The organism is Mesorhizobium sp. RCAM 06353, from assembly GCF_059683585.1.
On sequence record NZ_JCASIY010000002.1, the window covers coordinates 188,193 to 201,099 of the forward strand.

Consider the following 12,907-nt stretch of genomic DNA (forward strand, 5'->3'; position numbering starts at 1 on the left):
CAACCATGCTGACACATCCAACCCTCGACCAGATGCAGGCTCTCGGCCTTGGCGGAATGGCCGCCGCCTATCGGGACCTGGCCGACCAGAGCAACGCCGACGATCTCGGTCGCGAAGAGTGGCTTGGCCTGATGCTCGATCGTGAAGCCGCCATGCGTGCCGACAAGCGTCTGACCAACCGTCTCGCCGTTGCCAGACTACGCTTTGTCGACGCCTGCATCGAGAACATCGACTTCGCCGCGCATCGCGGGCTCGACCGGCGCAATACGCTGTCGCTGGCCCACGGCGCCTGGCTGAAGGCGCATGAAAACCTCATCATCACCGGGCAGACCGGCACCGGAAAGACCTGGCTGGCCTGCGCCTTCGGACGTCAGGCCGCCCGGCTCGACCATTCCGTGCTCTACCTGCGCATGCCGCGCCTGTTCGAAGATCTCGCCCTGGCGCGTCTCGACGGCCGCTTTCCCCGTCTCATCGACAAACTGGCTCGGGTGCAACTGCTCATCCTCGACGACTGGGGCACCCACAGCCTGACCGACCAGCAGCGTCTCGATCTGCTGGAAATCTTCGAGGAACGCTATCGCCGGAAATCGACGCTGATCACCGCGCAACTGCCAATCGCCCAGTGGCACGCCATGATCGGCGAGCCGACAATCGCCGACGCCATTCTCGACCGGATCATCCACAACGCCCATCGCGTCACCCTCGAAGGCGACAGCATGAGAAAGCAAAAAACACCGCCGCTCTTGACCGGCGCCGAAAACGGCGAAATCAATCGCAAATGAGCTCAACCAGGCAACCGAGGACCGACCCCATCCTGCTGTCCGCGACTTAGTGAAACTGCTGTCCGCGATTTAGCGGAACGACTGTCCCGTTTTTGCGAAATGCGCACAGGGTTCCATCTGCTTGGGCAAAGCGCCGCGCACGAGCTGGATTGAGCTTGACGCAAGGCAGATCAGCCAGAGCTTGCTCGAGTTCCCGGTGGTAAGCACCAGTCGCCTCATATGCCACGCGTTCGGCTGACCATTGTCCCAGCCATGCAATTAAGGCTTTATGGCCACGGGCAGTATTGGCAAACTGCTGGTTGCTGCCTGCAGGAACAGGCATGAGCATCGAGTGTTGCTTTTGAGATATCGATGCCGATGGTTTGTGGTAGGGTGTAACTCATCTTTTGCGCTATCCTATTCTTGTCATCCGGGCCCAAAGCCCCGGTTTCCGTTCAGGCCTGATGGAAAAGAAAGGGGTGATCACACTAATCGACGGTCCTCAACGACCTAGACAACTTCGATCCATCCCCTCCCGCCCGATCCTGTCGGGCGAAATGAGAAATTGACCCCCGAACGAAACGAAGAACTGACCCCTCTCTTTTGAGAGGAAGAATCGATGACGAGAGAGTTTTCATCGCAACTTGCATTGTCTGGAACGATGCGGGTTGAGGAAATGCGATCGGGGGAAGAAGTTTTGGCTATGGTAGGCCTTCACGAACGAGGCTGGGGAGCGAAACGAATTGCGCAGGAGTTTGGATGCGCGCGCAACACGGTTCGCCGATATCTTCGTGAAGGTGGCGTTGTTGCGTATCGCCAGCCCGTGCGTCGGACAGCATTTGATGGTCTGGACGATTGGCTTCGGGAGCGTTTCTTTCGCCACGACGGGAACGCGGACGTCATTCGCCAGGAGTTGGAGAGCGAGCATGGCATCGTCATCGGGTTGCGCTCGGTAGACGGCGCCTGGTCATCAGATGCAGATCGACTTCGGCGACACACGGGTATGGATCGGCGGCGAGCGGGTGCGGATCCATGTGTTTGTCGGGACGCTTGGCTATTCGCGCCGGATGCACATCCGGGCCTCGCCGAGGCAGCTCCAGACCGACTGGTTCGAAGGGATGGAAGGCGCTTTCCTGCGGTTTGGGGGCGTGCCGGCGGAAGTTCTGATCGATAATGCAAAGGCGCTGGTTGAGCATCACGACGCAGTGACGCGCGAGGTGAGGTTCAACGCCCGGCTGCACGCTTTTGCCCGATATTGGGGCTTCACACCGCGGGCCTGTGCCCCTTATCGGGCCAGGACGAAAGACGAACGCGGAGTCGGCTACGTCAAGAAGAACGCGATCGCCGGCCGCCGGTTCGAGAGCTGGGCGGCGTTCGAGGCGCATCTGGATCGGTGGACGCGCGAGGTTGCCGACCGGCGTGAACACGGCACCACCGGCGTTGCGCCCGTGGAACGTTTTGCCGCTGAAGCTCGAGAGCTCCGCCCGCTTTCCGGCAGGGCGCCGTTCGGGCAACTGCGGGACCTGATCCGCAAGGTCCAGGCCGACTGTGCGATCGATCTGGATACGAACAGCTACTCGGTGCCTTGGCGCCTGATCGGCGAGAGTGTCCAGGTCGTGGTGTTGGCTGGCCGTGTGATCATCCGTCATGCAGGCCAGGTGGTAGGCGATCATGCCCTGTGCCGGGGGCGACGACAACGGATAGTGGACCGGGCGCATTTTGTCGGCGTCGCCGGCTTTGAAGGGCCGGTGCGCGCGTATCCCATCGAGATCGCTTCAGCCGCCTTGCTGCGGCCGCTTGCGGAATACGAGGCGGCTGTCGGAGGAGGCTGGTGATGACGAACGTGGATCATGACATGCTCATCGCAACGCTCGATCGGCTGAAGCTGACGGCGATCCGCGACCAGCTCGACACGTTGCTGGACGAAGCTGCCCGCTCGAAGATGACGTTACGCGAGGCCCTGGGCTTCCTGGTGTCGCGCGAGATCGCCCGGCGCGACGAGCGGCGCATCGCCATGTCGAGCAAGATCGCCCAGTTCCCCTTCGTGCGCGAGCTGGACGGCTTCGACTTCGACGCCCAGCCATCGCTCGATCAGGGGCAGATCAGGGAACTCGCCACCTGCCGCTGGATTGCGCACGGGGACACACTTTTGTTCCTCGGCCCACCCGGCACGGGCAAGACCCATCTGGCCGTGGCCCTCGGCCGCGAGGCGATCCGCCAGAATTACAACGTGCAGTTCATCACGGCTGCTACGTTGGTGGCGACGCTGGCCAAGGCCCACAGCGACGGCTCGCTCGACAAGCAGTTGGCGATCCTGTCGCGGCCGAAACTGCTCATCATCGACGAACTGGGCTATCTGCCCTTCGAGGCCAATGCCGCCCACCTGTTCTTCCAACTCGTGTCACGGCGCTACGAGAAGGGTTCGATCCTGATCACCTCCAACCGCTCCGTGGGCGAATGGGGAAGTGTTTTTGGCGACCCCGTTGTGGCCACGGCGATCCTGGACCGCCTGCTTCACCACTCCACGGTGATCACCATCCGCGGGGACAGCTACCGTCTCCGCGAAAAGCGTCGGTCCGGCCTTCTGCAGAAGACCGGACCGACGCTTGAACCCAACGAAACAGCAAACCAGTGAAGGGGGTCAGTTTCTCACTTCGCCAAAGGGGTCAAATCCTCACTTCAGATCCGGAGTGGCCACCCCGGATCGGGCATCTCTTACTGGACCAAACGGCTTGGAAAGTCATAAGACAAGACAACCCCATCAGTCCCCTGATCGACGGCGCGCCACAGCCAGTGCTCCTTGCCGGCAATCGACTCCACGACCTCATCGAGATGCCAAATATCTGCGCGACGGCGTCTTACGACGCAGCCGGCGAGCATTGTCTGGCCCGAACTTACGGCCCCAACGCCGTATCGTCTCGTAGCACACGGCAATGCCGCGCTCCAGCAGCATCTCCTCAACCAGGCACAGGCCTGAGGGGAAAGCGATGGCGCTTGTAGCTGACGGGCGAACTGTTCATACCATCGCCCTATCCAGCCAAGACTGAGCGGCTGTTAACGTGACATCGCCTGTGTCTCACTCACAGCTTGCTACGTTGGCTGAGATACCCATTCGGAAAGCTCAAAGGGGCCAAATAGGTGGACATTATAACGCTTGATGAACAGAACATCCTCGTCGGCATTCGTCCGATAGAACGCACCGACGAGGCCGCCTTGTTCGCATCCGAAGTTGCTGCGCTGGGACGCGCTGTTGCGAAAGTCCGTCGCCAAAGCGGTGCTGCAAGAATCATCGCCCGAACACTCCTCGGCGAACTAGCCCGAAAAATTCACGGCGGGTTGGCGGATGTGGCGCAAGCCGTTGAAATGACGTAGGATTTGGTTGCTAAGGCCGATCCGAATCATTTCCCGGAGACCACACCCGCCATGAATGATCTTACCCTGCCGCTGAGCGGTTTGTCATCAGTGGGCGGCAAGTCCGTCGTCGCCCGTTTCGACGGCGGCATGTTGTCCTCCAACTGTGGCGTTCTGGTGCTGGCCGAGGTGGAAAAACGACTGCGGGTGGCCGACCGTCTGGCGCGTTGCATCGATGATCCGCGCTGCCCGGACCAGGTGGTCCACAGCCTGGCGGACATGATCGGCTTTCGCATGAAGATGATCGCCGCCGGCTATGAGGATGGCAACGACGCCAACCGGCTGCGCTCCGATCCGGTCTTCAAGATGGCCCAGGATGCGCTGCCGTCGGGTCGGGATCTGGCCTCGCAATCGACGCTGTGCCGGCTGGAGAACCTGCCCGGCGTGCGGGAGCTGGTCGCCATGGGGCGGGCGATGGTCGACCTCTATTGCGCTTCCTTCCGGCAGGTGCCGAAGCGGATTGTGCTCGACATCGACGACACGTTTGACGCCGTACATGGCGGCCAGCAATTGCGCCTGTTCAACGCGCATTACGACGAATACGGCTTCCAGCCGATCGTAGTGTTCGACGGTGCGGGCCGGTTCGTCAGCGCGATCCTGCGACCGGCCAGGCGGCCGCGCGGGGCTGAGATCTGCCCCCACCTGCGCCGCCTCGTGCGGGCGATCCGGAGCAATTGGCCGAACACACGGATCCTGATCCGGGCCGACAGCCACTACTGCGGTCCGCAGGTCATCGACTGGTGCCGCGCCAACGGTGTAGACTTCATCCTCGGCGTAGCGCCGACCACGACGCTGCGCGAGCATGTCGCGGACCTGGAAGCCCGCACGACGGCGCGCTTTGAAGCGTCGGCGAAATCGAACAAGGTCCGCCGCTTCAAGGAGTTCTTTGACGGCGCCGCCAGTTGGAGCCGCGTCGAGCGCATCATCGCCCGCGTCGAGGTCGGCGCCAAAGGAGCCGACACCCGCTTCATCGTCACCAATCTGACCAGTGGCAAGGCCAAGGCGCTCTACGAGGACCTCTACTGCCGGCGCGGCGCAGCCGAGAACCACATCAAGTCCTGGAAGACGCATCTTGCCGCCGACCGCACATCCTGCACAAGAGCGACGGCCAACCAGTTCCGGCTCTTCCTGCATGCCGGCGCCTACTGGCTAATGTGGGGCCTGCGCGCTGCGATGCCGAAACGCTCGAGCTTTGCCGTCGCCCAATTCGACACGCTGCGATTGCGCCTCATCAAAATCGCCGCGCGGGTGGTCGAGATCAAAACGCAAATCCGCCTGCACCTGCCGACATCCTGCCCCGACCAGCGTATTCTGCGCATCGTCCTCGACCGCATCCCGCGGCTCGCGACATAACCGCAGGGGCGCAGACGCCCCGAAACGAACCCGCCGACCGCAACCTGCAAACCCCGCCTGCCATCACGACGGATCACCGCCGCCGCCCGCCCAGGCTTGTCAAAATGCACCCACATCGCGACCAAATCGTCGCTTCAGGCCGCCGAAAACTCATCGCTGTGCATCAAGGCGGCTAGGATTTCCACCGATGCCTATCCTAAAGACGCGGTCGGGTATTCCGACCTGGCCTGCCGGCATTGTTGGCTCTTTGGCTCATCACGATACAGTAGCAGCAGCCACTATTGCAGGGAAGAAAAGGATTGCAACGGTTGGTATCGACATCGAACCAAATGAACTTCTTCCGGGGAACTTGATTGAATTGATTGCAACTCCTAGGGAGCAGCGCATGTACGACTTACGTCTGCTCCAGCGGCGGGACCTCTTTGTTTTGAAGGAGGCGGTATATAAGGCGTATTTTCCACTATATAATGACTTTCTTGAATTCCAAGACGTTGAAATTGATATTCGCGCCCGTTCAGGATACGTGCAGAAGGCAAATTGTACCTTTTTCCTTGAGCTACTTATTTCCAAAAATGTAATCGGTTTGGCGTATTTGAAATCCTGATCGAAATAGATGGAATCAGAACCGCTTGGTGAAGGAGCTGCGGCTGTGGTTCCGTTGCAAATTTTCATACCGGCACAGAAACTGAGGGGGCGGCAAGAGCTTCACGCTGCGGCGATGATTTCAAACTGTTCAGCAATCGACGGATTTGGATTGTAGGCGTACCTCGCCTGCCGTTTGCGCATCATGTGGATCATCTCGACTCCAGCCAGTGTTGCAGTCGCGCTTGCGAATGACTTGAAACCGAGCATCGGCCGCACCCGGCGCTTGATACGCCGATGGTCCTGCTCGATGCGGTTGTTGATATATCGGCTCTGGCGGATGCCAATCCGTTTGGGAGCGCGCCGGGAGGGACGGCGCAGTCGGTTTTCGGCATCGCACGAGACGAGCGCCTCGCGGTTGGTCTGGCTGCCGTCGATGACCACCCGCGCGGGCCGCCCATGGCGTTCAAGCGCTTTTCGGAAAAACCGTTTGGCCGCCAGCAGGTCCCGGTGTTCGCTGAACCAGAACTCGACGGTGTCGCCGGCGCTGTCGATCGCGCGAGATACATCCACTTTCCGCGAACCTTGATATAGGTCTCGTCGACATGCCATTTTCTGGTCACCGCGCGCTTGCGTCGATTGAAACGCTCCAGCAGCCGAGGCGAGAAGTGAACGACCCAGCGGTGGATGGTCGTGTGATCGACCGTAATGCCGCGCTCGGCCATCATCTCCTCAAGATCACGCAGGCTCAGATTGTAGGCAAGGTACCAGCGCACGCAAAGCAGGATCACAGATTGGTCGAACTGGCGGCCTTTGAACATCGCAATCCTCCGAAATGATCGAAGGCTCCTTGCCACAGCGCTGGTAATCAAAAGGTTGCAACAGATCCCGTTAGATTCCATCCACTATCAGCTTGATGAACATCGACACTGCATCGTCGGTGAGCTTCTGGCCGAGCTTGATAAGCTGCGCCACGATCAGCGCGTGTCGACGGCTGGCATTGAAGTCGTTGGCCAGCCATGCCGGTGTGGCGTTGCCCTCACGGATCATCTGATCCCATCGTCCAGATGGTATGCGCACCTGCAATTTCGCGTCGATTTCCAGGTTGCGCAGGAAGGCAATGCGTTCTGTCAGCCCGACTAGGTTTGACGCACCTGGCGCTTCTGGCGCCGAGCGCAGCCAATGAAAGCGCGTCTGGCCGAGGGCCGGGTCAACCTCCAACAGCCTGTCCAGTGACGCAAGCCGATCAGGCGAGATACCCTCGATAAGTTCTTTCTCAGCCCGTCGGCGAGCTATCGCGCGACCGCCGAGGCCGATCTTCTCGATGGAATGCAGCGAAGGCAGGAGTGCGTTTCGTTTCCGGAACTCGGCAATGACTGCTGTCGCGATCGGCAACCCGTGATCGCCGTTGGCCGCCGCATCGATTGCAGCCACAAGTGCGGCGCGGCGATCGTCTCTAGATGCAGTCCGGAGACCGAGGTAAGCCATCAACGATCGGCTGTGATCGAAACGCGTCTGTACTCGATGCGCATAGAAGGCGTAGAGGCGCGCGTCGATACCGAGCTGCTCCGCAAGATAGTTGATCACAGCCGCAGGTGGCTGCTCGTTGTCCCACAAAAGCCGCCCTGTTTGTCGCATCGTGCAGAGTTGAACGGCGAAGCCCAGCTTGTTCTGCGGTCGCCGGCGGAGTTCGCATTCCAATCTATCTGCCGGGTCCAGAGTAAAGTGACGGATCAGACTATCCTCGTCCGTCGCTATGCCCAGCAGTATCGCCGCTTCCTTTGAACTGACAAGCCGTCTTCTACCCACTCGCCTTCTCCCTCGGCACACTAAATTCCAAGGGGAAGTGGTTGGCCATCGGCCGGAAGCTTTCAACCAGCCCGGTGGCTTCATCTACAGATCTATGCGCGTGTTCGCGCTTCGTTCGACCTTAGCGTGTCTGGCCTTTATCAACCAAAGACCGCAATATCCTTGTGACCTATAGCCTTTCATGCGATTCTTCGGGCTGGTCTGAAGGAGGTGAGATGCCTGAAATACTTGCAGCGCTTTCCAACATTCGGACTGTTGAAGAAATGATCGCGGCCTTCCGGGATGAGCAGCATTGCCGTCGGTTGCTGGAAAGCATGGTGTGGCCGGATGGCCGGATCTGCCCCGCCTGCGGATACAAACGCTCGATTGCGCTTGCCGGTCGCGATACCGGCAAGCGTCGCGCCCGACCGGGTCTTTATCAATGTTCCAGCGGCGATTGCCGGTTCCAGTTCACGGTGACGACACACACGCCTCTGCACTCCACGAAGCTTCCCTTGCGTGTTTGGCTGAAGGCAATGTGGCTGTTACTGCAATCCGACAAGGGCTTGTCGTCGGTGCGCCTGGCCGAGGCGCTCGGGGTGAGCCAGCCAACGGCTTGGCGGATGGGACATGCACTGCGTCTCATGGTGGCGCGGGAGAACATGCTCGTCGGCACGGTTGAGATCGACCATTTCCATCTCGGGGGAAGTCCCCGAAAGCGGCCGGATGACCCACCTCCGGGACGGGGCCGGAAAGGCCAGGCGAATACGGACAAAACGCCAGTCATGGCCATGGTGCAGCGGCCGACCGACGTCACGCCCGGCGCTCCGTCCGGTGACGCGCGTGCCGCGGTCGTGACCAGTCTCTCGGCGCGAGCAAGCGAACGCGTCATTGAAGCGCAGATCGAATTGGGAGCTCATTTGATGAGCGACGAGTGGAAGGCATTCATGGCCATTGGTAAGAGCTTTGCCAAGCATGAGACCGTGAAGCATTCCAGCGGTGAGTATGCGCGCGACGCCGTCCACGTCAATTCGGTGGAGGGCTTCAACTCCCGCGTCCGCCGTACCATCGCCGGCGTCTTTCATCATATCAGCCCGCAGCATGCCGACCTGTATTTCCACGAGATCGGCTTCCGATGGTCGCAGCGCGTCGTCTCAGGAAACGTCATCCGCAAAACCCGGCATGGCCGGGAGAGCGTGCGAACCCTGTGGTCGCGCGTGCCGCCTGCGCTGCAATTGACGAATGTTTTTCGCACCGCCACGGGTCGTCAGATGCGCCGAAGCCCGCATGGCGGCATCATCATCAAATCAGCCGTAGCTGTCTTTGGTTGATAAGGGCCGCGTGTCTGCGGGAACGGTTCTTGTTCCAACCCCATAGAGGACGCGTCGGCGATTGGAACAGGTCTGCTGTGCGTCAACTGGCGACGCTCGGCGCCAGACAATCAACGTCTTGTTCCGGGCCGAAAGCTGGATTTCAGCTATCGGAGCCGAATGTCACCCCGTCAATCGGCTTTTTTGCGGCAGTTGGAAAGCACAAGAACACGCGTAGGAACCTCGTTGACGTGAATAGTCAGCGGCGGCTGCATGCCCGCCTTTTGTTTCCAGAACCGTCTTTTATCTTTCGGCGACTGGCGGCGACTTGTGCTATAAGTTTATGAGAACACGCCTTGATTGATTCTTTCATCCGACTAGATTGTGCCGGCGCTTTCATCTAGGCGCAGATTCGTGCTCTTGCCGACGATAGGCATGGCTTCTCCGGATCAGAAACCCCGTCACCTGGAGTGCTTCGGATGAGTGTGTCCTCGACGCCGCGTGCTGCCAAACGAGAGGCTCATCGAGGGTCGCAGTGGCTTAAGTGGGATCTGCATTTACACGCGCCCGGTACGAAGCTTTCTTGCGGATATGGCAAACCGGACGACGCGACGTGGAAACGCTTCGTGGATATTCTCGAACAATCCGAGGTCCACGCCTTTGGCATAACCGACTATTTTTCATTCGATGGCTACCTGAACACCGTCAAATGGTCTCGCCAATTGCATCCGGACTCGACCAAGCTAGTGATCCCGAACCTGGAGCTGCGTTTGACCGAGACGGTCAGCATCGACGGCAGAAACGTCAACACACATGTTCTGGTTGACCCGGCTGTCGCGACGGCCGAAGCTTTGAGCAAGTTCCTCAACGACCTCGAAACGCACATATCCGTTGCTGGAAGACGGTTACGCTGCAGCGAACTGACGTCTGCAGATTACGCTGCGGCCACCGTCAGCATACATGATGTTAAGGACTCGCTTAAAGGATGCTTCGCGCCGGAGCAATACATTATCGTCACCGCCGCTGGAAACGATGGCCTGCGCGGTACCGCCAAAAATTCCCAGCGTAGCAAATCCATTTCCGATGAACTCGACAGGATCAGTAGCGCCTTCTTTGGGGAGTCGAACAGCACGGCGTTCTTCCTGAGCGACTCTCGGTACGAGGACGGGTCGAAGTCGGAGCCTAAGCCCATCTATGACGCCAGCGACGCTCATTCCTTCGAGGACCTTGGACGTTTGACAGGTGACGAACCGAGCTATCAATCGACCTGGATCAAGGCCAATCTGACTTTCCGAGGTCTCCGTCAGACGATCTTCGAACCGGAACATCGCGTCTTTGTCGGAGACCGTCCAACCGTTCTCGTCCGGCTCGAGCGTGAGGCCACGCAGTTCATCGACAGGCTGGAGATCAATCCACTCGCCAAGTATACCGGTCATAACGGCACTTGGTTTCGGAACGTCGAAATTCCGTTCAACCCTGAGCTGACTGCCATAATCGGGAACAAGGGAAGCGGCAAAAGCGCTGTCGCGGATATCGTGGCGCTGCTCGGAAATACTCGCCAAGCGAAATATTTCTCGTTTCTAACCGACAGCCAGACGAACAGGAAATTCAAGCGGCCCGGGTTCGCCGAGAATTTTTCGGGTCGTCTCGTATGGAAGAGTGGGAGCGTTGTAGAGCGGACTCTAAACGATGATGTCGATGAACTTTCGCCGGAGGCGGTCAAATACCTGCCACAGAACTACTTCGAGAGCCTGACGAACGAAATCGAAGTGCAGGCGCTGCGTCGGGAAATCGAAGACGTCGTATTTTCGCACGTCGACATCAGCGACAAGATGGACGCCAAGAGCTTCCACGATCTCGAAGAACGCAAGACGTTGAACAGTCGACAGGAAGCTAGCCAGATCAAAACGAATCTGCGCGAACTCAACATCAGGATTCTCGAACTCGAGGACCAGAGCGAACCTGTATTCAAGACCAAACTGCAGGCGGAACTAGGGGTCCTTCAGAAGCAGGTGTCTGCACTCGAAGCGTCGAAGCCTCCAGAGGAAGCTGCCCCGGCTGCTCAGAGTGCGGAACAGGAGGCGGCGACAGAAGAAATCGCGTCACAAACCCGGTTGCTGGACGACCTTGCCGCGCGTGAAAAGAGCGCAGTCACGCGGCTCGGTCGGCACAAGATTACCTTGCAAGATGCCAGCGAATTCAAGGACGCCGTAAATGCCCTGAAAAGCCGTGTGCAAGGCGACAAGGAGGTTTTCAAAACCAAGTATAGCGGTCTCGGCTTCGATGTTGATCAGGTCATCAGTCTTTCCGTTAACCTCGAAGAGGTCACGAAGAAGATTGAGGCTGTGAACGAAGAAATCGCGGCGATTGAACGCGAGAGCGCCATGGTTTTCGATTCAAAGACCGATCTTTCCAAAGTCGCCAGCGTACCCGACTTGCGTGCTGCGCAGAAATATATTGCCGATCGCATCGCCGAGACACGCGCCGCTCTCTCGGCACCTCAACAGCGCTATCAAAGGTATGTGCAGGCCGTCCGCGAGATATCCGAGAAGATCAGCGATATCGTCGGTCAAAAGGCCTCGCCGAAATTAGGGACGATCGCGGAACTGCAGGCCCGCATTGCCAGGATCGACAACGATCTGCCGGGTGAGTTGTCCATGGCGTTGGAAGACCGTAAGGCGCTGTGCTTGGCCCTCTTCGAAAGCAAGCACAAGATAAGAACGTTCTACGAGGGTTTGAAAACCAAGGTTGAGTCGCGGCTCACCGCGGTGAGTACCGGGGACTTCAAGGTGTCGATCGACGCGTCTTTTGTACCTTCTCCCAAGTTCGGTGATGAATTTTTCAACCATCTATACCAAAACGTGAGCGGCCCCTTCCGTGGAGTCGCGGAAGGGGCGCGCGCCCTTCAACAGAAGCTGTCGATAGTCGACTGGAACTCCTTCGAAAGCATCTTCGCCTTTGTGGACGATGTGGTCGGATCGATGAAATCGGGTGGCATCAGACGGCAAACCAAAGACGTCAAGAAATTCTACGACTTCCTTTATTCCCTCGAATACTTCGAACCCCGGTACGAGTTGAGACTGGGAGGCAAAGACCTGAACCAGCTTTCCCCCGGAGAGAAGGGGCTTCTCCTGCTGGTCTTCTACCTGCACCTGGATACAGACAGCTCGCCCCTCATCATCGACCAACCCGAAGACAATCTCGACAACGACAGCATATTCGCGGTACTCGCAAGGTGTATTCGCGACGCGAAGAAAACCCGGCAGGTCATATTGGTGACGCATAACCCAAATCTCGCGATCGGAGCCGACGCCGAACAAATCGTCTATGTCCGGTTGGACAAGGTGAACGGTTACAGATTCAGCTATGATTGCGGCGCGATCGAAAACCCAAATACCAATGGTCACATCGTAAGGGTGCTCGAAGGTTCGCGGCCAGCCTTCGTACAACGCCGGCTCAAGTATCAGATCACCTGATGGCGGGATATTGCGGCGTTGCTTGTTTTGTAACGTCCGCTCCTGGTTGATTTCGTCGCCGGTTTGGGTTGGCGCGCGAGCAGGTGAGCAACTCTACTTGACGCCATAGCCTGACGGGCACATTGAGGAAGGTCCAGGAACGACGGTATGTCCGTCGCTTCCTGTATCGCTCGCAATGTCGTCGTGGGCAATTTCTAACCGTTGAGGATCGGCGGCAAAATCAGCC

Annotated in this window: 8 protein-coding genes and 4 pseudogenes; 8 read left to right on the forward strand and 4 right to left on the reverse strand. The window is 58.8% G+C overall.

Features of this window, described 5'->3' with window-relative positions; genetic code table 11:
* Positions 1–5 precede the first annotated feature (5 nt).
* Positions 6–782, forward strand: coding sequence for an IS21-like element helper ATPase IstB (gene istB, locus AC56QX_RS37130; RefSeq protein ID WP_497118202.1), 777 nt, complete (start codon positions 6–8; stop codon positions 780–782).
* 46 nt (positions 783–828) lie between these two features.
* Here the strand turns inward: istB (AC56QX_RS37130) and AC56QX_RS37135 are convergent, their stop codons facing one another.
* Positions 829–1,110, reverse strand: coding sequence for a hypothetical protein (locus AC56QX_RS37135; protein WP_497118773.1), 282 nt, complete (start codon positions 1,108–1,110; stop codon positions 829–831).
* A 270-nt stretch (positions 1,111–1,380) separates the two neighbouring features.
* On the opposite strand from AC56QX_RS37135, the pseudogene istA reads away from it, so the two are divergent.
* Both istA and istB (AC56QX_RS37145) read left to right on the forward strand, forming a co-directional pair.
* Positions 1,381–2,596 (forward strand): annotated as a pseudogene (gene istA / locus AC56QX_RS37140) (IS21 family transposase).
* The gene (gene istB, locus AC56QX_RS37145) at positions 2,596–3,396 is read left to right on the forward strand and encodes an IS21-like element ISSme2 family helper ATPase IstB (protein WP_258598293.1); all 801 of its coding nucleotides are present in this window, start codon (positions 2,596–2,598) and stop codon (positions 3,394–3,396) included. The pseudogene istA and the gene istB (AC56QX_RS37145) overlap by 1 nt, the downstream one beginning before the upstream one ends.
* Before the next feature lie 113 nt (positions 3,397–3,509).
* Here istB (AC56QX_RS37145) and AC56QX_RS37150 read toward each other — a convergent pair.
* Positions 3,510–3,744 (reverse strand): annotated as a pseudogene (locus tag AC56QX_RS37150) (IS6 family transposase); the annotation flags it as partial.
* Positions 3,745–3,899: 155 nt separating this feature from the next.
* Here AC56QX_RS37150 and AC56QX_RS37155 point away from each other — a divergent pair.
* From AC56QX_RS37155 to AC56QX_RS37165, 3 genes are all read left to right on the forward strand, one after another.
* Positions 3,900–4,133 carry a hypothetical protein gene (locus tag AC56QX_RS37155; protein WP_497118774.1) on the forward strand — a complete coding sequence of 78 codons (234 nt, stop codon included), beginning with the start codon at positions 3,900–3,902 and terminating at the stop codon, positions 4,131–4,133.
* A gap of 51 nt (positions 4,134–4,184) precedes the next feature.
* A complete protein-coding gene (locus AC56QX_RS37160; RefSeq protein ID WP_497112851.1) occupies positions 4,185–5,525 on the forward strand; it encodes an IS1380 family transposase in 1,341 nt (446 codons plus the stop codon).
* 187 nt (positions 5,526–5,712) lie between these two features.
* Positions 5,713–6,129 (forward strand): 4'-phosphopantetheinyl transferase family protein, encoded by a 417-nt coding sequence (locus AC56QX_RS37165; protein ID WP_497118775.1) that lies wholly within the window; start codon positions 5,713–5,715, stop codon positions 6,127–6,129.
* 101 nt (positions 6,130–6,230) lie between these two features.
* Here AC56QX_RS37165 and AC56QX_RS37170 read toward each other — a convergent pair.
* Both AC56QX_RS37170 and AC56QX_RS37175 read right to left on the reverse strand, forming a co-directional pair.
* Positions 6,231–6,928: pseudogene (locus tag AC56QX_RS37170) on the reverse strand (IS6 family transposase).
* Positions 6,929–7,013: 85 nt separating this feature from the next.
* A pseudogene (locus AC56QX_RS37175) lies at positions 7,014–7,916 on the reverse strand (DUF4158 domain-containing protein); the annotation flags it as partial.
* A 215-nt stretch (positions 7,917–8,131) separates the two neighbouring features.
* Here AC56QX_RS37175 and AC56QX_RS37180 point away from each other — a divergent pair.
* Both AC56QX_RS37180 and AC56QX_RS37185 read left to right on the forward strand, forming a co-directional pair.
* Positions 8,132–9,226 carry an IS1595 family transposase gene (locus AC56QX_RS37180; RefSeq protein ID WP_497110820.1) on the forward strand — a complete coding sequence of 365 codons (1,095 nt, stop codon included), beginning with the start codon at positions 8,132–8,134 and terminating at the stop codon, positions 9,224–9,226.
* Between the two features lie 458 nt (positions 9,227–9,684).
* Positions 9,685–12,681 (forward strand): TrlF family AAA-like ATPase, encoded by a 2,997-nt coding sequence (locus AC56QX_RS37185; protein ID WP_497118776.1) that lies wholly within the window; start codon positions 9,685–9,687, stop codon positions 12,679–12,681.
* Positions 12,682–12,907 lie beyond the last annotated feature (226 nt).

Coding starts and splice junctions, on each gene's coding strand:
- istB (WP_497118202.1), top strand. CDS start 6: ATGCTGACACATCCAACCCTCGACCAGATGCAGGCTCTCGGCCTTGGC.
- AC56QX_RS37135 (WP_497118773.1), bottom strand. CDS start 1,110: ATGCTCATGCCTGTTCCTGCAGGCAGCAACCAGCAGTTTGCCAATACT.
- istB (WP_258598293.1), top strand. CDS start 2,596: ATGACGAACGTGGATCATGACATGCTCATCGCAACGCTCGATCGGCTG.
- AC56QX_RS37160 (WP_497112851.1), top strand. CDS start 4,185: ATGAATGATCTTACCCTGCCGCTGAGCGGTTTGTCATCAGTGGGCGGC.
- AC56QX_RS37165 (WP_497118775.1), top strand. CDS start 5,713: ATGCCTATCCTAAAGACGCGGTCGGGTATTCCGACCTGGCCTGCCGGC.
- AC56QX_RS37180 (WP_497110820.1), top strand. CDS start 8,132: ATGCCTGAAATACTTGCAGCGCTTTCCAACATTCGGACTGTTGAAGAA.
- AC56QX_RS37185 (WP_497118776.1), top strand. CDS start 9,685: ATGAGTGTGTCCTCGACGCCGCGTGCTGCCAAACGAGAGGCTCATCGA.